Annotated in this window: 14 protein-coding genes; 9 read left to right on the top strand and 5 right to left on the bottom strand. The window is 68.3% G+C overall.

Annotated elements, in window-relative coordinates; translation table 11 throughout:
• Positions 1-110: 110 nt before the first annotated feature.
• On the bottom strand, positions 111-2,009 hold the full coding sequence (locus NE236_RS43905; protein ID WP_289851023.1) for a CpaE/TadZ family protein: 1,899 nt from the start codon (positions 2,007-2,009) through the stop codon (positions 111-113).
• A gap of 150 nt (positions 2,010-2,159) precedes the next feature.
• On the opposite strand from NE236_RS43905, the gene NE236_RS29760 reads away from it, so the two are divergent.
• Together NE236_RS29760 and NE236_RS29755 are read left to right on the top strand one after the other, a co-directional pair.
• Entirely contained in the window at positions 2,160-4,673 is a 2,514-nt protein-coding gene (locus NE236_RS29760; RefSeq protein WP_252845497.1) for an ATP-binding protein, read from the top strand.
• On the top strand, positions 4,658-8,725 hold the full coding sequence (locus tag NE236_RS29755; RefSeq protein ID WP_252845496.1) for a hypothetical protein: 4,068 nt from the start codon (positions 4,658-4,660) through the stop codon (positions 8,723-8,725). Before NE236_RS29760 ends, NE236_RS29755 begins: the two co-directional genes overlap by 16 nt.
• Positions 8,726-8,879: 154 nt before the next feature.
• On the opposite strand, the gene NE236_RS29750 is transcribed toward NE236_RS29755, so the two are convergent.
• The 3 genes from NE236_RS29750 to NE236_RS29740 form a co-directional block, all read right to left on the bottom strand.
• Positions 8,880-9,344: a hypothetical protein gene (locus NE236_RS29750; RefSeq protein ID WP_252845495.1), complete on the bottom strand. Its 465-nt coding sequence runs from the start codon at positions 9,342-9,344 to the stop codon at positions 8,880-8,882.
• A 121-nt stretch (positions 9,345-9,465) separates the two neighbouring features.
• Positions 9,466-13,131 carry a C40 family peptidase gene (locus NE236_RS29745; RefSeq protein ID WP_252845494.1) on the bottom strand — a complete coding sequence of 1,222 codons (3,666 nt, stop codon included), beginning with the start codon at positions 13,129-13,131 and terminating at the stop codon, positions 9,466-9,468.
• Between the two features lie 119 nt (positions 13,132-13,250).
• Complete coding sequence (locus NE236_RS29740; protein ID WP_252845493.1) at positions 13,251-13,898, bottom strand: hypothetical protein; 648 nt, start codon at positions 13,896-13,898, stop codon at positions 13,251-13,253.
• A gap of 102 nt (positions 13,899-14,000) precedes the next feature.
• Here NE236_RS29740 and NE236_RS29735 point away from each other — a divergent pair, with 102 nt between their 5' ends.
• The 7 genes from NE236_RS29735 to NE236_RS29705 all read left to right on the top strand — a co-directional run bounded on the left by NE236_RS29735 (position 14,001) and on the right by NE236_RS29705 (position 20,245).
• Positions 14,001-14,591, top strand: coding sequence for a hypothetical protein (locus tag NE236_RS29735; RefSeq protein ID WP_252845492.1), 591 nt, complete (start codon positions 14,001-14,003; stop codon positions 14,589-14,591).
• Between the two features lie 83 nt (positions 14,592-14,674).
• A complete protein-coding gene (locus NE236_RS29730; RefSeq protein WP_252845491.1) occupies positions 14,675-15,922 on the top strand; it encodes a hypothetical protein in 1,248 nt (415 codons plus the stop codon).
• Positions 15,923-15,952: 30 nt separating this feature from the next.
• Positions 15,953-16,270 carry a hypothetical protein gene (locus NE236_RS29725; RefSeq protein WP_252845490.1) on the top strand — a complete coding sequence of 106 codons (318 nt, stop codon included), beginning with the start codon at positions 15,953-15,955 and terminating at the stop codon, positions 16,268-16,270.
• A gap of 58 nt (positions 16,271-16,328) precedes the next feature.
• On the top strand, positions 16,329-18,197 hold the full coding sequence (locus NE236_RS29720; RefSeq protein WP_252845489.1) for a TraM recognition domain-containing protein: 1,869 nt from the start codon (positions 16,329-16,331) through the stop codon (positions 18,195-18,197).
• Positions 18,194-18,835 carry a hypothetical protein gene (locus tag NE236_RS29715; protein ID WP_252845488.1) on the top strand — a complete coding sequence of 214 codons (642 nt, stop codon included), beginning with the start codon at positions 18,194-18,196 and terminating at the stop codon, positions 18,833-18,835. The genes NE236_RS29720 and NE236_RS29715 overlap by 4 nt, the downstream gene beginning before the upstream one ends.
• A gap of 17 nt (positions 18,836-18,852) precedes the next feature.
• The gene (locus NE236_RS29710; RefSeq protein WP_252845487.1) at positions 18,853-19,539 is read left to right on the top strand and encodes a TIGR00266 family protein; all 687 of its coding nucleotides are present in this window, start codon (positions 18,853-18,855) and stop codon (positions 19,537-19,539) included.
• Positions 19,532-20,245, top strand: coding sequence for an NERD domain-containing protein (locus NE236_RS29705; RefSeq protein ID WP_252845486.1), 714 nt, complete (start codon positions 19,532-19,534; stop codon positions 20,243-20,245). The genes NE236_RS29710 and NE236_RS29705 overlap by 8 nt, the downstream gene beginning before the upstream one ends.
• 201 nt (positions 20,246-20,446) lie before the next feature.
• On the opposite strand, the gene NE236_RS29700 is transcribed toward NE236_RS29705, so the two are convergent.
• Entirely contained in the window at positions 20,447-20,911 is a 465-nt protein-coding gene (locus NE236_RS29700; RefSeq protein ID WP_252845485.1) for a hypothetical protein, read from the bottom strand.
• Positions 20,912-21,336 lie beyond the last annotated feature (425 nt).

Below are 21,336 nucleotides of genomic sequence, written 5' to 3'. Positions count from 1 at the left end.
CCATCGATGCCCAGGCTGGCCCAGAAGTCGATTCCGCGGGCGTCGTCTTGTGAAGCGGCCATGGTTGGCGGGGTCCTTCCAGGTGGAGTGCGCCGTCCAGCGCTAACTGATCATTTGAAGCTCAGGCCGAGGATCCTCTTGAACAGGCCCGCCACAGTGTTCGCCGACGATCCGATCGGCGCCTCACCGAAGACCGGGTCCTCGGTGAGGACCTGCAGGATGCTGCGGAAGGTGGCGTCCAGTTCCGGGTCCGCGCGCAGCGCGATCGGTTGATAATTGTTCGCTGCTCGCATCCATTCGTGATCTTCCGGGATCATTCCGACAAATCGCCAGCCCGGCAACAGATCCATGACGTCCTCCGGGCTGCAGTCCACGTCGACCCGGGCCCGGTTGAGGAGCAGCGACAACTTCTCCGGGGCGACTCCGCCTCCGCGGGAGTGCCGCGGCATGGTGACCGCCTTGAGCCAGGAGTGGGCGGCCTCCAGCGTCACCCGGCTGGGCTCGACCGGAACGAGGATCGCGTCGGCCTCTGGAAGGATCAGGTCGGAAAAGGTCGTGTGGTAGAGCTCGGCGACCGGCGTGTCGATGAACACGAAGTCGAACGCCTTGCGCAGCACCGCGAGGATCCGGTGATACGGCAATGAGTTCACCAACGAAGGATCGGCGTTGATGGCCTCGGGAGGGCCGAGCAGGGCATAGAGGCCGGCCTCCGGGACATGGGCGAGATGGTTTCGTATGGTTTCGGCCGATATGCCGCCGGGTGATCGGAGAAGGTCGATGATCGTCGGTGACTTGACGTTCAGATAACGTGCGACGTCCGCCTGCTGGAAATTGGTGTCCACCAGCACCACTGACTCGGCCCGGCCCGCGGACTGGAGGATCCTCGCCGCGTGGATCGCCAGGTTGACGGTCACGCTGGTCTTGCCCACACCGCCCTTCGCGGAGGCGACCGCGACGACGCGGCCACGCTTGGCGACAGTGGGCGCGGTCGCCGCCGACGGGTCCCCGGTCGCTGTCTGCGGGCGGATCCAGCCGTTCGAGGTCGGAGCGGAAACGCCCTGGGGTGGGCCGGTCGGCGCCGGTTGGGCCTGGACGACCTGAGGTGGGTGCCCTGGGGCCGCCTGCGGCCAGACGGCCTGAGGTGGGTGCCCCGGGGCCGCGTGCCCCGGGGCCGCGTGTGGCGGGACGGCCTGGGGCGGGCCCCCTGGGGCCGCCTGCGGCCAGACGGCCTGAGGTGGGTGCCCCGGGGCCGCGTGTGGCGGGACGGCCTGAGGTGGGCCCCCGGGGGCCGCCTGCGGCGGGACGGCCCGGGGCGGTGCAGCCCCGACGGCCTGCGGTGAGACGGGCCGGGGTGCCCCGGACGGAGCCGGCTGCACCCCCTGCGCGGCTGGAGCCGCCTGGGGGGACGGACCCCAATGAGGCGGCGCCGCCACCGGTGAGGTCCACTCCGCCTGCGGCTGCGGCTGCGGCTGCGGCTGCGGCTGCGGCTGCGGCTGCGGAGGCCACACCTGGGACTGGGTGGACGGCTGGGGAGATGGCGTGGGACCCGGCGTCCGCGGCGCCGGCGGAGTGGCCTGTCGCGCGGCCCCCGCGGGCTCGGGCTGGTGCGTCGGTTCCCGCCGAGGACGCGGTGCCGGCTCCGATTCCGGCTCGGCGTCCACCACGCCGAGTGCCGCCAGCAGTTGCGACATCCTCAGCTCGCGATCGGTGACCTGCACCTCGGAGTTGAAGGACTCACCGCGTTCCGCGAAATAGCTGTGGACGAGCACGGTGAACCCGTTGCTCGCGAGGCTGTTGGCCAGGACGCCCACGCCCGCACTCGCGATGTCCTCGATGAAGCCGGGTGCGAACATGAACGCCGCCGGGGCGGGGACCTCTCCTCTCCTGGAGAGGTGGCGAAGTTCCTTCGCCGAGGCGACGTCGTACACCGCAGGGAACTTCCGGGTCTCCCGCAGCTTCCGCCCGATGCCCGTGTCCCCCGCCACGACGAGGGTCGGTGCGGTAGCCATCACAGTGTCCTCAGTGCTGCTCTGATCATCGGCCAGGCGATCGAACGTCGGCCCTATGAGTCCGACTGTGCGGATTCCGGCGGCTGCCGCCAGTGGTAGTTGCCGGACTGTCTGCCAGAGAGCTCCACACAATCCGGGAGATGACCCCGCATGGCCAGCCTTAGAGCTACGTTCAAACGACTCACCGGGACCAGCCGGGCCGGCCGGTCCGATGCCGATACCGCCACGATGTGGACGACCCCGTACGCGTGGCGGACCACTGACGGCACCTACATCGGCTACAACGGCGAGGTCTGGATGTACCGGACCGTGCGGTTGTCGCCGATGAAGTGGGAGGACCCGGAACAGCAGTTGGCGATGGCATCACCGCTCGCCCAGCTCCTCGGTGATCTGGGCGGGACCTCGCGGCAGCCCATCGGCGGCCTGGCGACCCTGTCCAGCAACCGGAACGTTCACCTGGTCTCGATCAGCTGGGACGACCTCGTGCTCCCGCCGAAGGAGAACACCGACGAGCTGCGCGACTACCAGGCCGGCGCCTTCGGTTTCCTGGCGCCCAAGCGCGTCCTCTTCGTCGGCGTGCAGCTCCGCTCGTCGCTGCTGGACAAGGCGACCAAGACCGCAAGCCGCGGATCGATGCTGAAGAACATGACGGAGCTCGTCAAGGAGACCATCAACGAGGACGTGCCGAAGCTGGACTCGTACCAGAAGGACATCGAGCTCGTCACCGCGATCTTCGATCGCGGTGACGCGGAGGTGCCGACCCGGCTGGAGCTGGACCAGCTGGAATCCTGGTACAACCTCGGCCACGGCCCGGACGTGGTGATCGAGGAGTTGCCCACCCGTCTGGCCGTGAACGGCGTCGGTGAGCTGGAGATGGCCGCCATCATGCGCTTCGACCAGCCGGTGATGCCGTCGCCGTACGCCCAGTGGGCGATGGACACGATCAGTCATCCCGGCGACGCCCCCCACGTCATCTCGATCCGCGCCGAGCTCGAACCCGCGAACCTGACGCGAGCGCGGGCCCGCCGGGCGCAGCGCCGGATCATCGCCAACATGGAGGAGGAGCAGAAGACCCAGGACCTCGAAAAGGTGGAGCTCTCCGAGACCTTCCAGCAGGCCAAGGAGATCGAGGACTACCTGGCGGGCTCCAACCAGCCGATGCTGGCGAACTGCAGCTTTGTCATGGCGCGTGAGGTCACCGACGAGACCGAGACCTATCTGGACTTCCTCGGCCAGAGCTACGGGATCCAGATGAAGGCCCTGGAGCACCGGCAGATCCAGGCGCTGGAGGAGACGCTGCCGTGCTCCTCCGTACGGGTCAATCCGTTCCTGCAGGACGTCAACGTGCCGATGGTCTCGCACGCCGGTCTGCAGTCGTTCTCCCAGCTTGGGGATGACTCCGGGGTCTTCGGCGGCGTCATCGACCCGGACGGGACGCCGTTCTTCATCGACCCGCTCGGCGCCCCGCTGAAGAACCTGCCGCCGGTGTTCGGGATCTTCGGTGATCCCGGTAGCGGAAAGACGTTCTTCGCCCAGTCCATCGCCGTCCAGTCCGCGTTGAACGGCCTTCCGGTCATCTTCGTCAACCCGAAGGGCGGCGACTCGCTGTACGGCATGGTCGACTACGCGCAGAGCCTCGGCGTGCCGAGCGGGCGTGTGTCCATGTCGGCGCTGGAGGACACTCCAGGCGCCTTCGACCCGTTCCGGTACGCACCGCCGACCATCGCGGCGGAGATCGCCAACGTGCACATTCTGTCCGCGCTGGACGACTTCCGGGACGGCCTGTCGCTGCAGGAACGGCTGGCGCTCGGTTCGGGGCTCAAGCGCGGGGCGCTCAACGGGGCGCGGTGCGTGTGGGAGGCGCTGGAGTACATCCCCGGGGAGGACGCCGACCGGTTGCGGAGCCTCATCGAGCAGCAGATGGAGGCCTCCAGCATGTTCTCCCTCGGCATCGCGCTCAAACCGCTGCCGCGACTCGACATGACGACCCAGCGGCTGACACTGGTCGACTTCGACCGTGACCTCGGCCTGCCCGAGGGCAAGACCGCGAGCGAGTACTCGGTCTCCGAACGGATCGCGCTGGCCGCCGTACGCCTGGTGATCCGAGCGTCACTGGAGATCCTCATCGCCAACCGGGCCGGCGTCCTGATCGTCGATGAGGCGTGGACGTTCCTGTCACAGTCGGAGGGGCTCGCGTCGCTGCAGCGGATCTCCCGTGAGGGCCGGTCCCTCAACATCCTGCCGGTCTTCCTCACTCAGCGGATCGCCGACGTGGTGACCAAGGACCTGGAGTCCTACCTCAGCCGCGTGATGGTGCTGAAGCTGAATGAGAGGAAGGAGGCGGAGGCGGCCGTACGGCTGTGCGGACTCCGCCCCACCCCTCAGCGGCTGGCGGAGATCCGCGAGTTCGGCCCACTGCCGGCGGAGGGCGACCGGCCCGCCCGCTGGGCCCGCGGCATCTTCCGCGACCTGGCGGGTCAGCACGCACAGGTCGTGCTCGGCCCGACGCCACCGGACGCCGCGGCGGCGTACAGCACGAACCCGATGGACCGCCGTAAGCGTGAGGAGCGGCGCCTGGCGCGGGAGGCCGCGGAGCGCGCGGAGCACGAGGCGGCAGTGGCCGCCGCGACCGAGGAGGGATCCGATTCATGGCACGTCGGATGAGCTCGCGCGCCGGACGGCCTCGCACTGGGCCGCCGCCGCGCCGGGCGGGTGCCGCCGCGAAGGCGCGTTCCGGGCAGCCGCGGGGCGGCATCGAGAAGGCGCGTTCCGGGCCGCATCGTCGGTTCCAGGTGCTGGCGTGGTTCTTCGTCGTCACGGTGTTCTGCGGTCTGGCGCTGCTGTCCGGAAACGGCCTCGGATTGGGGGGACACGCGCGGACGTCCGCGACCGCCGCGGCGTCGTCCGGCTCGCCAACGGCCTCCGTGAGTACGGCCACGGGATCATCGGCCGGTTCGACCACGGTGTCCTCCGTCGCCTCGGACGTGAACGGTCAGGTGCTCGCGGCGCCGGTCGATGCCGGGGCGGGCATAAGTTCGTCCGGCACCTGCCAGCAGTACAAGGAGAGGAGGGACTTCCTGCCGCTGAACCGGTGGACGTCCTTCGGTCTCTTCACCGTCGACAACGCCTGGATCATGAAGGTCCGGCTGTTCGTCTCAATGATCGCCAGTCTGCTGTTCATGGGCGCCGGACTGGTCTGGCGGCTCATCGGCACTCTCATGGGTTTCGGCTACACCTTCGACATGGTCTGCTGGGCGGCGCCCGGGATCAACACGGCCGTACACGACTTCTCGATCTGGGCGGCGTGGTTCCTCATACCGGTCTGGCTGTTCGTCCTGACAGCAGTGATCAAACGCTGGTCCGGCGGGAAGAACGGCCCGGCGTCCGCCATCCGTCTGCTGATGGTGTTCCTGACCGCCACCGGCCTGATCTTCTTCATGGGCGACCAGTCCACCGCGCACATGAACGATCCGACGGCGAAGTACACCGTGCCGTGGATGGCCGCGACGGTGCAGGGCTGGTTCGGTGAGATGTCGGCCGCACTGCCCAGCTTGGAGGACCTGGGAGCGAATGGCGCGTCGGCATTCTACGACCGCGATCCGACGACCGCCGGGAATGTGACCTGCGTCAAGCTCGACAAGGCGCTCTATCAGAAATACGCCACCGACAACACCAACACCGAGATGAAAAGCAGCATCGGTGGCATGCAGCAGATCAGCAAGATCTGGGAGGTCACGCTAGTCCGCTCCTGGGTGGCCGCCCAGTTCGGCGACGGAACGGAGCAGTACCCCAGCCCCGCCCACGCGGCCTGCCGTGAGCTCGAGGCCGGATCCGACGTCCCCATGCACGAGAAGTTGGACGCCTACGACCTGTCAACGGGGAACAAGCCGGGCACCACCAGACAGGACATGGTCCGCGGGTACATGATCGCGCCTCAGGACAACGAGCAGGTGATCATGGTGGCCTGGGGTGCCTGCAAGGCCGACGGTAACGGGCGTTCGAGCGACCACACCATCCCGCAGTGGGACGCCGCGAGCGGGATCAGCGGCAAGGCCAAGGGCTGCAATGTCCTCTACAGCGAGGGTCCGGTCAAGGGCTTGACCTCCTGGTGGGGAGGCGTGGGCCCGACGGGCCAAATGGCGGCCGGAACGCCCGGCATCTTCACCTTGAACGTCTTTTATTTCAACGGCAAGGACGAGCTGAACAAGGCCTTCGGTGACTGCGTCGCGTCATCGAACGATGAGACATCCCGGAAATGCCGGGCCGACTGGGACTTCGTCAGCGGATGGCTCGGCGCCAACCAGGCCGAACGCATCACCCAGGGGCTGCTGTCGATCGTCATCGCCCTCGTCTTCCTGTTCGTCCTCGGCCCGATGGCGATCGGCCTGACGCTGGCGAGCGTGGCCCTGGCGGCTCTTTGCATGATCCTGCCGCTGACCTTGATCCTTTTTGCCGCGGGGGCGGAGCAGGGGAAGAAAGGGCTCAAGGTCACCGGTGCCATGGCGGGGGCGAAAGCCGTCTTCACCTTGGCGATGATGTGCCTGACCGAGCTCATCGACGTGTCCTACTCGGTCGTTCAAGCCTCCGTCGCCACCCCGACGCCGAACTTCTTCGAGCAGGTGCTGGAAGGCGCTGTCCCCTTGGCCGCGCTCTTCCTGTTCAAGAAGGGCGCCAGGTTGTTCGGGCTGGGGGACATCTCCAAGATGACCGGGGCACTGGGCTTCGCCGGCGCCGCGGCGCTGAGGGCCACCGGCGACAAGGATCTGCACCGAGGCGCGGCCGAACGCATCTCCCAGGGACTCGGCCAGATCGGCGTCGGGAACAAACGGCTGAGCGCGCTGGACGAGCGGTCACTGCAGCGCCGGATGCTCAACAACAAGGCCACCCGCGCGGTGGGCCGTAAGCTCAAGAGTGCCGGGAAACGGGTGGCGCAGCCGGTCACGGACTGGACGAAGGACAAGTACAACACGGGGCGGGCAGCCGTTCTCCGCAAGAGGAACGACCTGATCCGCATGGCCAAGTCGGGTTCGCCCGCGCAGCGCGCGGCCGCGTACGCCGGGCTCGCCGCCTCCGCCGCCGCGGTGACCGCGATGGCACCGGCGGCCACACTGGTCTCGCTGCCCCTGATGGCGGTCGCGGGTGCCGCGGCCCTCGGCAGGACGACGCAGCACGCCGCCGGGCGTGTGAAGAACGCGATTCGTCTGGCCAGCCTGATCGAGAACGGGACCGACGATGACCTCGAGCCGGGGTCGGCCGCCGGTATCGTCATCGCGAAAAACGCAAATGCGGCCAAGCGGCGCGCCGACATTCACCAGCGAAACATCATCCGGGTCAACGATCACGAAGAGCGGCGGGCTTTGACGACCGAATATGTCGTGGATGGGTTCAACTCCGTGCGGGCAGCACAGTGGGGCGCGAATCATCTGGACGGATTCAACGCCACCTTCAAAGGATTTACCGACGAGACGGAAAGGCTGCGCGCTCTGACCGAATTGTCCACCAAGACCGGACTCGCGTCAGATCAGATCTTGCTCAGCAATCAAGGCTTGTGGATTCCCGATATCGTGTCCTTCGACCCGCACACCCGGCAGCGCTCAATCGCGCCGAACGCCACCCCAGAGGCACTGGCACATCCCGCAAATTTCTTGGATCGTCACACGCTGCAGCCTCAGATGGTCGATGGAGTTTTGGAGAATAACGACCAGAGAGTCGCACGGATCTACGCCCACTTGCGGGAACGCGGCATGGTCACCGACGACGGTGAGGTGGTCAGCGCGATCGGCGACATTCGTGATCCCGCGATACGGGAGCAGGCCGCAGCGTTCATCGCGGGGGACAGGGACGGAGAGTTGTCGAAGGTCGTCATCAAAGCCCGCCGGTCGGAGGACGCCGCCGTACGGGTGAGCCGGGAGTGGGTCCAGGACAACATGCTCGGCAGGTTGAACCGGCAGACGTACATCGAGGCTGACGAGGCGATGCAGGGCGCCCGTAACGAGATCAGCGACTTCAATAAGATCAGGGTGGAACTGCCAGGCGGCAAGGCCGGCACGGCCGAGGAGGTCCAGGTCGAACTGGGCCAGAAGTTCGACGCGATGAAGAGCATCGTGCTGAAGACCCAGGCCCTCCACCGGAACAAGGCGTCCATCGACCCTGCGGATTACCGGAGAAGGCTCGCCGAACTGAACGACCTGCACCGCGCACGTGCCCAGGACATCGATGACCTGACCGAGGTGATCCGGGACACGGTCGACGTGTCTTCGTCGGCACGTAACGCCTGGCAGGTCTGGGCAATGGCGAACGACCCGGCCACCGATCTGGAAGACGTCAACAAGGTGAAACAGGAGATCGACCGGCTGAATGCCACGAGGGAGACTCGGCAGGACGAATGGCATCAGGAGCTGGAGAAGCTCGTCGGTGGTATATCCCGGATGCCTTCCAGCGCGGGCAGCGCGGCGAGGATGGATGACGTCCTCGATGACCTCAAGAACAAGATCAAGAACCAGGTGGCCGGCGAGGAGTGGGACAATCGAGTCCTCGTGGATAAGATCCAGGACATAGAGCGGCTGCTCGAAATGGAAACCCTGCGAATGGCGACCGACCCGCGGACTTCGTCGTCCCGCCATCCCCGGATCCGGGAACTCCTGGAGGCGATGTACGAGAACCACCCCAGGGCTCGGGAATTCGCGGACGCGGTATACGAGGAGATGCACCTGTGAGCGTCTGACACGCGGCTCTGTGGTGATCCGCAGGTGCGGACGCGAAACCGGCCTCCCCCCGTAGCGGGTGGAGGCCGGTCGGTTTTCAACGGTTCCTTGTCGGAGCCGCTCACTCGGTGGCCGGTCCGCGCCGGCCGCCTGTCGCTCACCCCGGTCATCGCGAGGTGGAGGTCAGGACCTCTGTCTGGACCGCCAGATCCACATTCAGGTGGAGGCGGCCGTGGGAGTCGATCGTGCCCTTGACCATGTCGAGGCCCGGGATCTCGAAGTAGGAGGCGGGGATCTCGATCTGGTCGCCGTTCTGGGTGCCCTGGAAGGACCGGGGCTGGTCCCACACCGGCTTCCAGTCGGCAGAGCCGTTCGCCCGCTCCTTGAGCATCAGTGTGCCGTCGATGGGGCCCTTGTCGCCCTTGGACGTCCACGTGAGCACTTCCTGCTGGACGGGGTCATTGCGGTCGACCCCGTAGAAGGTGTGCGTGATGTACGTGGGTGTCGGCTGGGTGTGCGGCGTGTCCTGGTGGCCGTGGCCGGAGCCACCGAAACCCAGGAGAACCACCACTGTCACGACGACGGCAACGAGAATGCCACCGACGATGATCTGAATCATGCCCTTGCGCATTTCAACACTTCCTTAGTTAAGGATGCGCGAGGGCTCGAACTGCTGTCCGGCCTCGCGCGTCATCTCAATTGACGCCACACGGTGCCGGACGGCTCTTATTTGTGTGGTGGTGGAGATTATTTCACACCTTGCTGGCATCGATCCAGCCGGTCCAGAAGGCCGAACTGTACTCCCGTTTCACGTGGGAGACCTCACCCCAGGTGCTCTCCTGCACGTTGTATCCGTCGGCGAGATGCATGACCACGTGACCGGATTCCGGCTCGACCAGATCGCCGGGCTTCGCCTCGCTGAACGGGATCTGGTGGCCCCAGGGCACCTCGCGGAAGGTCGTGGTGATCGGGGCGTTGCCGTGGAAGAGGTTCGGGATCGCGCCACTGTCGCGGTAGGCCCGCGAGACGAAGCTCGAGCAGTCCGCCGACTTGCCGGTGGTCCGGGCCGGAATGTTCTGCGTGTACGGCCAGCCCAGGCTCGTCAGCGCCCACTTGACGGCCATCGCGGCCTGCGGGGTACGGGCCTGGGCGACCGAGTCGACGCACAACTTGTGGATCCCGATCTTGTCCGAGCCGCCGAGGAGGGTGTTCGACGGGGCGTTCTCCGGGCACCCGTCCGGGCCCACCGTCTGCTGGGTCGGGCCGTCGCCGGCACCCCCGGCGGACCCGTTCGCCAGCGAGCCGATCAGCTTGCCGGCGCTGTCGAACGGGGAGACGACGCCGCCGAAGAACCACGCGTAGTCGATGGCGACCTGGGAGAGGGGCAGTGTCACCCCGTCCGACGTGCCGATGCGCGACCACGCGTCGGTCGCGTCCGCCGCGACCGGCGCGTCGATCTGGTTGAAGGGGCGCGGCGCCAGCCGGGGGATGACCAGCGGATCCTGACCCACCACCGGGTCCGTCGGCTTCACCGAGCCGTCTGCGGCCTGGTAGTAGTTGCCCAGGCCGGTCAGGTTGTTCGTGATCGACGCGTCAGCGCCCGCCAGGCCGGCGGCGAGCTGGGCGAGCTCGCCGTTGAATCCCGGCGCCCATGAGCCGACGACACACGCGGGGTCGCTCCCCGGGTCGCCGATCTTGTTTTTGCTCTCCAGGGCGGACAGTTTCTGCTGCCAGGTGCCCAGGTCCTTCTGGTCGGGTGGGTCCAGCAGCGCCGTGAACTCCGTCGCGAGCGGCGCGATCTTGTTCAGGTAGGCCGTCATCACCTTCGTGCAGGCGTCTGACGCGACGAACGACGTGCCCGGCCCGACGGCCGAGAAGATGTCGAGGTCCTTGCCCATCGCGATGCTCAGCGACTGCCAGCCACCGACCATCGGCTGGAAGTCGCCCTTCTTTTTGTCCCGTTTCTCAGGCGGGACCTTCTCGCCGGCGAGCACGAGTTTCGCGGCGCCCTCGATGTTCTTCTCGGCGTCGCACCGGTCGGTGACCCCGGCCTTGGCGGCCTCCTCCGGAGTCATGGGGAAGATGCCCTGGCGGTCCTTCGACTTGTCGTCGCACTTGTCGGTCTTCCAGCCGCTGCCGGCATAGCTGACCGCCATCGCCTCGTTGATCAGGGTCTGTTCCGCGGCGGACCGGCTCTGCTCGACGGTGTAGGTGAACTTGTCGTTCACGTTCTGGGCGCCGGTGACCAGGTAGAGCTCCGGCATGCGGGTGACCTGGCAGTGCCAGATCGAGATGATCTTGAAACTGATCGACCAGGGCTTCTTTGGATCGTCCGGCGGCGGCAGGGCGCACGGTGCGTCCGGTTTCGCGGTGCGGTCCATGAAGATGCCGGAGACCTCGATGGCCTTGCTCCAGTACTTCCGGGCGTTCTCCTGGTCGTTGGGCGACCCGTCGGCCACCCATCGAGGACTGGAGGGGTCGCTGTGCACCTGCTTCGCCGCGTCGCTGAGTTTGCGGGCGACGTAGAACGAGGAGTCGCACGGGTTCTGCGGGTCGAGGCCCATGGTCCGCATGTCGCCGGCCGCGCTCGGGGTGAGCAGGTACGGCCCGGACCCCTGGGTGCCCTTACCGCCGATGGACGGGCTCGGGTTGCCGACCGCGCAGCCGTCGGCCAGCACTCCCTCGCCGGCGTCCGTTCGATCGGCGGCGCCGGTCGCGCCGTACAGGTCGGCGGCGGCCGTGACGGCCTTCAGGTCCGCCACGGACGCCGCGGCCACGGTCGAGCGGCCGGCGGAGACCGTGACGGCGTGGGGCCCCATGTCGGCCGGCCGGACCGTCACATTCGGCCCCATGGGGAACGCCGCCGGCTGCGCCCCGGCGGCGGGGGCCTTCTTGGCGGCCTCCGCCATCTTCTGCATCACGTCGTCGACGTAGCCCCACCCCGTGGGGTTCACGTTGCAGGCCGCCGGGCACGAGTCCCACTTCTCTGGTGACCTCGCCCATTCATCGGAGCCGGTGAAGTGTTTGATCGCCACCGACTGCCACATGTGGAACTTCTTCCAGAGCACGAGGAAGTCGTGGATCGCCCGCTTGTCCTGGACGCTCGGCGGGGCGTCACAGGCGGTGGGGTAGCCCTGGTAGTTGTTCCACGTGCCGGGCATGTACTGGTAGGCGCCGCAGGCGGCGCCCCTGCTCCCCGCCTTGTAGTTTCCACTCGACTCGTGCATGCGCATCGCCCAGAGGAACCAGCCGAGCTGGTGGCTGAGGTCGCCCGGGGGCGGACCGGGGTGGCCGGGCGCGGCGGAGGCCGACTCGCCGGATCCGCCGACCCCGGAGATCGGCCCCGGCCCCGCCCCGGACGGGTCGCCGATCGTGGTGTCGTCCGGCCCCCCGGACCCGCCGCCCGGAGTGATCTCCGGGGCCGTACGACCGGGATCGCGGTCGACGCTGTCGTACGGGCTGTAGCGCGCGAAGTCCGTCTGGGTCGCGACGATGCCGGCCAGCACCGTCCAGGGCACGGTGGCGTAGTCGGATTCACCCCCAGAGGACGCGCGGTCGGCGGACTGCTGGAGGACCTGCTGCCACCTGTCGGGGAAGTACTTGGCGACCACCGAGTTCGACCTGTCGTCCGGCTGGCTCGGCGCGTTGTCGTCCATGGCCGCACCCAGGGCCATGGGAAGCAGCATGAGCAGGACGAGGGGGAGCACCCCGGCACTGCCGGCGATGAGAACCTTGCCCTTGCCGCTCCCGGAACCGGACCCGGACGCGTCCGCCTTCTCTTCGCCCTTGCGGCCCTTCTTTTTCTTGTCCGCGTCCCCCATGAAGCCGTCCTTGAACGACTTCCCGAGACGGGTCTTGCTGAGCAGCTTCCCGGCCGGCGTCTTGTTCAGCATCGCCTGGCCGGCCTTGGAAGCGAGCGCTTTCTTGCCGAGGTCGTACGCCTTGTTCGGGACGCCCATCGAGTTGGCGTACTTGCGGGCGGCCTGGTCGGCCGCCTGCCCCGCAGCGTGGGCGCCCTTCTCCTTGAGGTTGTCGCCCTGGGGCTTGGACGGCAGGTTCTTCGCCCCCGCCAGTCCGCCGGCCTTCTTCGCGGGCCCCGCGCCGCCGTCCTCGGCGGCGGAGCCGCCCGGCGACTTGGCGGCGTTCGGTCCTCCCGAATTCCGCATCGGGTTCGCGCCGCCCGCCGGTTCGCCGCCCCGGCCTCCGCCGAAATCCGGTTCCGCATCCGACGGTCCGGTGCCCCCGCCTCCGCCGGGAGTGTGATCGTTGATGAGATCGCGGGCACGCGGCGGTGGGGCCGCGGCCGCGCGCGGGTCATGGCCGGGCGACGCGCCCGGTTCACCGGTCTCCGGCGGCGGGCCCTGGGGCGGCCCGGCCGGGACGGGCGGCTGCTGGGGGCTGTTACCGGCCTCGTTCACGCGGCGCCTCGCTGAGTCTCTGCGATCGGATCGCGAGCGGGGGGACTGACTGAAGATGACCGTCCGTCGACGCGATCACAGGGCAACGTCGTACTCCGGATGGTGGGCCGGCGTGTTCGTTACTGCGCGCGGACGGCGTAACCGGACTGGTCGCGTTCCACCGCGACCCGGTACTGGTAGCCCTTGGCCGCTCCCCCATGGGTGATCGTCGCGCTGAAGAGGTACTGGGTGTTCCCGGTGATCGATGGATCGGTGACGGTCGGCTGCCCGATGACGGACCCCTGCGGCGTCCTGGGGGCCTTGGGCGGCCTGGCCCGGCCGATGAACGGGATGCCGGTCCAGTCGCCGGTGGCCGCGGCCTTCGCGGCGGCCAGGGCGACGTTCCGGGCGCCAGCCGGTACCACGGCCGTCCCGCCACCGGCCTTCGGCACCTGGACCGCCGCCGTGGCGGAGAAGTCACCGCCCGGCCCGTCCCCGGGAGGGCTGCTGGCATCCGGGGTGGGCGTGCCGGCCGCGGACCCCTCCGAGGCGGAGGGCGTGGCGTACGGGTTGATCTTCTGCACCGAATAGGCCGGCGGCCTGGCCGTACCGGTCGTGTCGCCGGCCGACTCGCCAGGCTCCAGGAGCGCACTGACCAGAAGCATCACGCCGATTCCGGCGAGCGCGACCCACACCGCGACGTTCCACCATTCGGGCAGCTCGGCGCTGTGCCACGGGCGACGGCGCCGGTTGAACCCCTCGCGGACGTAGTCGGTCATCTTCGGCATGTCGTTGACTGTCGTCTTCGGCGGCCGATGGGCAACCGGCGAGTCATCCTGACGGCGGTCGCGGTGATGGCGGTCCGGCCGCGAGCACGGACGGTCAGAGATATGAGCGACGAAGCCGAGGACGACATGCGTGGGCCGGTGATGCTCGCGGCCACCAACATGCTCAAGCCACCGCCGGCCGTCATCGGCAGCCTCAACAAAGAGATCACGCTGCCCCGCACCATCAAGCTCACGACGCTCCTCTCCGTGGGCATCGGTGCCGTGATGGGCTTCCTCATCGCGTTGTTCACCGTCGGGGTGGGCATCAACGCGCTGATCTACGGGCCCACACTGGGGGGTGCGCTGGGGTGGGGGGCCGTCAGTTTCTCGCCGCTGCGGGGGGAGTCGCTCGCGAAGTGGCTGGGTCTGCAGGCGAACAGCGCCCGCCAGCGCAAGCTCGCCGTCGACGGCAGGCCGGTGCGCCTCTATGTGGGCATCGCCCCCCTCCGCCGGACCGCCGCGGGCACCGTCCGGATGCTGCCGGGCGGCGTCCCGGTCGACGGCGTGAGCTGGGACGAACGCGGTTTCCCGCAGCAGGAGATCCCCCGTACGACCGGGCTCCCCGCCGCACCCGGCCGCCAGAACCGGCGTCTCACCGCGTCCACCCAGCTGTCCAGCCAGGAGAGACGTAAGGGACGGAAATCACGGAATTGACAATGCGCAGGCATCTGACGTTTGCGCATCCACGTCACGGCCGAACTGTTCTCTGTGCCAGGTGTGAGTAGCAGGAGGAGCAGATGCCAGCGGAGTCACCCACTCGTTTCGTGATGGTCCCCGCACGGCGCTCGAACGAGCCGACGGCGCGCAAGCGGGCCAGGAGGGTCCTGGGCGCACTCTTCCTGGCGGCGAGCCTCAGCGTCGTCGCGGTGTTCTTCGCGCTGGCCAAGGGCCGCACCAAGCCGGACCTGTCAACGGTCGATCCCAAGGGACGCGACCTGGCGTACACGGCCGCGGTGAACTTCCTGTCGGGCGCCTATCAGGCCGTGCCGCGCGCGGACACCCTCAAGCCGGACGACCTCGCGAAGGCGGGTCCCGACCTTCTCACCGGGCAGCCGAGCGCTCCCCTGCAGTACCAGTCGCTGAGCTGGGTGGGGTTCACCCCGGAGCACTTCGGTTCGGCCCAGGCCGGTTTCACCGATTTCGAGGTGCACCACTTCCTGGTCGTCCTCCCGAATTCTCCATCCTCGACGACGCCGGCGCCGACGGGAACAACCGCCCCGCGCGCCAAGGTGACCCCGCCGGCCCGCCGGCCCGGTTCCAAGCCGGCGTCGCCGCAGCGCGGGACCGCACCGGCCGCCGGCTCGACTCCGGGCGCCTCGGCGGCACCTTCCGGGGTTCCGGGCGCGGCGCCGACCGGCGCCTCCACGACGTCACCGAACGCCAGTCCGTCGCCGTCGCCCACGACGACCGCTGACGTTGTGCAGGCGCCCGCCTCGAATGTGCTGAAGCTGGACGTCCCCCTGCTCATCACCGCGCAGGGCCCGCGGCTATCGGCGGCGCCCGCGTTCTCCGTGTGGACGGGCGGGGTCGGCTCACCGACCGGAGCGGGTGACTACACCAACTACACCAGCCTGACGACCGAGGTGAGCGACGCGGCGAAGAACCAGGTCGCCGAGTGGGCCAAGGCGTACGTCACCGGGGACGCCACCGGTCTCCTCGCGCTCACCGGCGACCAGAACAGCCATCATCACTACGTCGGTCTGAGCGGATTCACCCTGCCTGCTTCGGGCGAGGCCGTGCAGATCCTGTCGGCGATCAAGGCCGCGAAGGGGCAGTTGGTGGTCCGTGCGAGGGTCGTCCTTGCCAGAACGCCATCCGGCGGGACGGTCTCCGGTACGAACGGCACCACCCAGCAGTTCGTCACCTTCGCGGACTTCGACCTCCTGGTGGGAGCACCGGCCGGAGCTCAGCCTCCGATTCTCGCCTGGGGGCCGGCGGGGTCTGCGGCGGAGCTTGAGCCGTATTCCAACGCCCTGAATTCCTGACCAGGAAATCTACAACCCAGAGGAAGCATTATGAAGATCAGTGAGCTGCACGGTGTCCTCGCCGTCGGCACCGGAGAAAAAGGCGCCAACAGCTTTCTCGGATCGTCGATCGGTACCGCCGTCATCGGCATCTGTGGCGTTGTGGGCATCATCATCGTGGTGACCTGCATCATGAAAATGGTCAAGAGCGTCACCAGCGGCCGTCCGGGCGAGGGCTTCAAAATCTTCTTCTGGGGCCTCGTGGTCGGCGGCATGCTGTTCAGGCTGGACATCACCGTTTCCGCGGTGGGCTACATGAGCGGCCTGATCCAGAAGGTCTTCGAGAGCGCCGGCAGTGTCACGGGTTGACGGCGGCGGCATCCGCCCGGAAGGAGGTGAGCACTTGGCGGGCGGCATGAACCGGGGCATGAGGCCCGGAGAACCCGACGACAGCATCGGTTATCTCATCGCCGCCATGGGCCTCGCCGGGCTCGCCGTCGTCATCCTGGCGCTGGTCCCGGCCATCTGCGGTTCGGTGATCTTCTTCCTGCTACGCCGCTGGCTGGCCCGTCGCGATTGGATCATCGTCGCGGTCGCCGGCCTGGTGGGGTTCGCCTGGTACCTCAAGGACAATGCCCTCAGCTACGGATACTGGCTGCTCAGCTTCGTCAACGTCGGGAAGACCAGCAGCGGACATGTGCCGGTCACCGTGCTGCTCTGCCTGGGGGCGATGCTCGCCGGCGCGGGCGGCGCGATCCTCGGTTCGCCGATCGCCGGCGCGGGCGGCGCCATCCTCGGTTCGCAGAGCTCCACGGGGGTCTCCGGCCGGGGCTTCCTGTTCCGCAGGAGGCTGGTCCAGGACTCGCTCACTCCGCGGAAGGGCCGGCGAGAGTCACTGAAGCGGCGGGTGTCCAGCCGGGTGACCCCCCGGGACGTCCCCGCCGTGCGCGGTCCGTACGCGACGGAGAAGTCGCGGCGACTTCCGCTCAAGGCCAAGGAGATCCCGATCGGCCTGGGATCCAACGGGCGGATGGTGCGGCTGAGCACCCGGGAGATGGGGATGCACGGCTGCGTCGTCGGCTCCACCGGTAGTGGAAAGACGATCACCCTCATGTGGATCATCGGCGCGGCGCTCGACATGGGCTTCGACGTCACCGTCATCGACATGAAGGAGGACACCGAGCCGGGAGGCCTGCGCGACTTCCTGCGCGCGTACTCCACGATGCACCGCGTGCCGCTCCAGGAGATCGCGCTGGGCGACGAGGACCCGAAGTACTGGTTCAACGTGCTCGCCGACATGACCGCCGACGAGGCGTTCGACACGATCATGTCGCTGGTCGAGTTCGACGACGCCTACTGGAAGGCGCTGAACCGGAAGGTCCTGCAGCAGGTCGTCCAAATCTGCCACCAGGCCGCCGAAGTGGCGCCGGACCGCTTCCATCCGGCCACGATGCTCGAGCTCGGCAAGATCATGGAGATGGGCACCTCCATGAAGAACGCCGTCAAGGATCGGATCATCGCGATCGACGCGGTGGAGGGGGTCGGCTACTGCAAGAACCGCTACACCAATGTCCTGTCGCCGAGCCCGGACGAGGCCAAGTCGGCGGCCAGCTTCGGGACGAAAATGACCGGTCTGTACGACTCCACCGCGGGGCGGCGCATCCTCATCCCCGGCGACGACCGCAAGATGATCGACGTCCGGCTCGAGGGGCTCACGTACATCGGGCTGAACTCTCTCGGCCAGCCGGACATGGCCAGGATCCTCTCCTCGTCCTCGCTGCAGCGCCTGTCCGTCTACGCGGCGCAGCGCATCCAGGGCCGCGCGCCCAAGGAACGCCCACGGCTGATCGTGGTCGACGAGGCGAACTTCATCGATCGGGACATCGCGATGAACATGCTGTCGCGGGTCCGGTCGGCGCTGTTCAACATGATCCTCTGCACGCAAGGGCCGACGGACTGGATCGACGCCGACGGTGACGACTGGTCGCGGCTGACGCAGAACATCAACTGGCTGATCGCCATGGCGCAGTCGTCGCCCGAGGCGGCCGAGAAGTGCGCCGAGTTCCTCGGCATGCGCGACAACGGCCAGGTGTCCCAGCGGGTTGAGAACGGCAGGACCGTCGAGATGGGCACCGTCTCCGTCAAGGAGGAGTTCATCGTCACCGCCAAGGAACTGCGTGACCTGGGCACCGGCGAGGCCTACCTGCGGGTCAACAAGCCGGACAGCAGGGTCGCGTACGTGGCCATGCCCATGCGGAGCCAGGAACTGCAGTGGTACGAGCAGCAGCTCGCATGACGGTGCGGCCGCGTGCGGTGGCGGTCGAGGCCGCGATCATCGTCCTCCTCGGACTGATCCTGGCCGCGATGTCCCTGGGGCTGTTCCGTTTTGAGTACGGCGGGGGGCTTCACCTCGGGGCCGCAGACCTGCTGACCGCGGCGGCGGCCGGTATCGCCGCGGCCTCGGCCGTCCGTACGGCCGTGCGGCTGCACCGCCGCTGGAAGAAGACGGTGGGCCGATTCACCGCCGCCGCCACCCTCTGCGCCGCCGCCGCGATCGTGGGCATGCTCGTCGTCATGATTCCCAGCGCCTGCCCCGGCGAACTCGGCACCAGCCGATGCAGCACCCGGCAGGCGGCCACCTGGGGAGAGGCGGCGGGCCTCGCGACGTTGGTGAACTTCATGGTCGCCGGGCTCCTGCTGGCCGTCATGCGCGGCACCCGCGACCTGGTGAGCGACGGCACCGCGCAGGGCGTCACATGGGTCAAGGCGCTGAGCGGCACGCTGCGACGCCGCTTCGGCGGGCCGTCACCGGACCGGGCGCGCGGTTCGAAGGAATCGGGGGGCCGTCGCCATCCGCAGCAGCCGAAGGGCAGACCGACGCCCCGCCGCGCCGACGCCGAGCGAACTCGCCGCAAGCGCTCACGCGGCGCCTGATCGAGCCGGAGAACTCTGTGCACATCGATGTTTCATGCGGACCGGCCTATGCCGCCGCGGTCTGCCGGCTCACGGTCGGCGAATCGGTCTTCGTCGAACGATCCTCCATGGCCGCGATGTCCGGGAACGTGTCGGTGACCGCGACGCTCGGTGGCGGCGGCCTTGCCAGGGGGCTGACCCGTAAGCTGCTCACCGAGCAGACCCTGGTCGTCGCCAAGTACACCGCCGGCCGCCGCGGCGGAGGCTGGGTGCGGGCCGTGCCCTCGTTCCCGGGTGACGTCGCCGTGCTCGATGTCGGTCAGACGGGGCCTCTGAAGGCGCAAACCGGCTCGGTCCTCGCCTACGCCACGACGGTGGACGTCACGACCCGCGCGTCCGGGAGCACCCCGCTTCTGATGCATGAGGGGCTGACCGCCGTCGGCCTCGCGGGTACCGGCCAGGTCGCCCTCGCCACGTACGGAGCGATCGAGCACCTCGAGGTCGCGCGTGGGGAACAGCTGATCGTCGACTCCGGACATCTGGTGGCATGGTCGGCGGGGATGAAGATGAAGAGCGGACCACTGGGCGGACCGCTCAAGGCCGTCCTCACCGGTGAACTCTGGGTCGGCGAGTTCCACGGTCCCGGGCACGTTCTGATCCAGACCCGGGCGGCGTCCAATCTGCGCGGTTGGCTGTTCCCTGAGCGGACGAACGCCCATGTATGAGGTAGGGCGGGCCGGCGGCTACGTCTCCCAGCAGATGTGGCGGCGGCGGGCTACGGGGATTCTCTACGGAGCCGCCGCGGCGGTGCTGGCCGTCGTCGCGCTCGGTTCCCTGGTGGGGGTCGTGTACACCGGTGTGGCACCGCTGCGGGCACTGGCCGCCGTCGTGGGAGTGGCAGCGGCGGGAGGTTCCTGGTATGCCTGGGCCCGTTCCCGACGGACCCTGAGGCAAGCGGGCCAGGCTGCGATCGGCGCGCGTTCCGAGCGGGAGGTACGGGCGGTGATCCGGCGTACCGGCTCGATCGCGGTGGCGTACGGGATCAAGCTCGGAGACCGGGGAGGCGACTGTGACGCGGTGGTGTTCACCGAGGGCTGCGGCGCTGCGGCCGTCGAGGTGAAGACCGGGCACGGTGAGGTGACCGTCGATGGCGACACCATGCGGGTGGGCCGACGTGTGCTGCCGAAGAATCCAACGGGGCAGGCCGTTCATCAGGCACGGCGGCTGTCCCGCGCGCTCGGTCGCAAGCCCGTGCTGGCGATCGTATGCGTGCCGGGGATGACGAACAGGGCCTTCGCCACCGCGACCGGGGTGTGGGTGTGCTCCGCGGACGACCTGAAGACGGTGCTGGACCGTGTGCCCCGTGTCTTCGGTTCCACCGCCGAGGCGCAGGAGACGATGAAACGGCTCTGGAATAAGTACAACTCCTGACGGACCGGATACAGCAGCGTCCCGTACGCCCGGGGTGTCCCACCGCACCGGGAGGCGTTGCCACGGCCATGCGGCGCCGGATCGTCACGGCCGCGAAGGGAAGGCGTCCCGGCGGGCGGCGACGTTGTCGTCGTAACCGCCCGCCGGGACACCCCGATGTTCACCCATCCCCGATCAGGTCAGGGAAGGGCAGCGTGGGACTCAGCCCATCGTCAGCAGCGTGCCGTGGTACCGGCAGGAACCGAACCACAGACCCCACGCCCACCGTTCCGTTGTTGCCTCCTTCACGGTGGACAGGAGCATGGTCAGCACCTCCTGGTCCGCCCCGTTGGGCTCCGCGAAGCGAAGCCCGAGGACGAGGTCGAGGTCGAAGCCGTCGAGCGTCATCCACCCGGCCAGCTCCAGGGCGGGCTCGCCGTCACGCACCTCGACCTCGCCCGGGTACAGCAGCTCCCGCCCCTCGTATTGAAGGGACGTGAACTGCAGATCCCCGGCTTTTGCGGCCGACTTCCTGACGGCCACGAGCTCGATCAGCTCCTCCAAGGTCGGCACCGCGTCCCCCTCGAAGGAGACGGTCAGCGTGAACGCGACCGCGATACCGCTGATCGTTTGCGGCCAGGCCACCAGCACGGTGGCCGTCTCGGGCATGTACTGGGGTTTTGACATTGTCGTCTCCCGGTCTGTCGTCTTTCCGCGCGGTCAGCGCGCGTAGCCGCTCCTTTATGAAGAGGCCGACTTGTACTGTCCGAGGACGACGGGCATCGGCATACCAGGCAGAAAGGCGATCGAGGAAACGTTGCGCGGGAGGCCGGAGCGCGCACGGTACTTCCCGAGGGTGCCGAAATGGGCACCGACAAACCGAGGAGCCTCACATGGGTGGCACAGACAAGGACGGCGGCAGCGGCCGCGGCAACGGTAGCGGCGACGAGATGCCCGCCCGGACGCAGAAGCCGGCGAAGCCCGGGGTGAACTAGCCCCGAGCCGCAGGTTGCCTAGCCGAGGCCTGAGTCAGGCTTCTGACTCAGGCCCGTTAGGGCACCGAGCGGCCCTCCCTCCGGGGGGGCCGCTTTCTCGTCCCTACGCTCGGGTCG

The organism is Actinoallomurus purpureus, from assembly GCF_024055795.1.
Lineage (GTDB): Bacteria > Actinomycetota > Actinomycetes > Streptosporangiales > Streptosporangiaceae > Actinoallomurus > Actinoallomurus purpureus.
This window is presented reverse-complemented; position numbering and strand designations above follow the sequence as displayed.

Bases quoted from the DNA above. Each gene is read 5' to 3' on its own strand.
- NE236_RS43905 (WP_289851023.1), bottom strand. From the start codon at position 2,009: ATGGCTACCGCACCGACCCTCGTCGTGGCGGGGGACACGGGCATCGGG.
- NE236_RS29760 (WP_252845497.1), top strand. From the start codon at position 2,160: ATGGCCAGCCTTAGAGCTACGTTCAAACGACTCACCGGGACCAGCCGG.
- NE236_RS29755 (WP_252845496.1), top strand. From the start codon at position 4,658: ATGGCACGTCGGATGAGCTCGCGCGCCGGACGGCCTCGCACTGGGCCG.
- NE236_RS29750 (WP_252845495.1), bottom strand. From the start codon at position 9,344: ATGCGCAAGGGCATGATTCAGATCATCGTCGGTGGCATTCTCGTTGCC.
- NE236_RS29740 (WP_252845493.1), bottom strand. From the start codon at position 13,898: ATGCCGAAGATGACCGACTACGTCCGCGAGGGGTTCAACCGGCGCCGT.
- NE236_RS29735 (WP_252845492.1), top strand. From the start codon at position 14,001: ATGAGCGACGAAGCCGAGGACGACATGCGTGGGCCGGTGATGCTCGCG.
- NE236_RS29730 (WP_252845491.1), top strand. From the start codon at position 14,675: ATGCCAGCGGAGTCACCCACTCGTTTCGTGATGGTCCCCGCACGGCGC.
- NE236_RS29725 (WP_252845490.1), top strand. From the start codon at position 15,953: ATGAAGATCAGTGAGCTGCACGGTGTCCTCGCCGTCGGCACCGGAGAA.
- NE236_RS29720 (WP_252845489.1), top strand. From the start codon at position 16,329: ATGAGGCCCGGAGAACCCGACGACAGCATCGGTTATCTCATCGCCGCC.
- NE236_RS29715 (WP_252845488.1), top strand. From the start codon at position 18,194: ATGACGGTGCGGCCGCGTGCGGTGGCGGTCGAGGCCGCGATCATCGTC.
- NE236_RS29705 (WP_252845486.1), top strand. From the start codon at position 19,532: ATGTATGAGGTAGGGCGGGCCGGCGGCTACGTCTCCCAGCAGATGTGG.
- NE236_RS29700 (WP_252845485.1), bottom strand. From the start codon at position 20,911: ATGTCAAAACCCCAGTACATGCCCGAGACGGCCACCGTGCTGGTGGCC.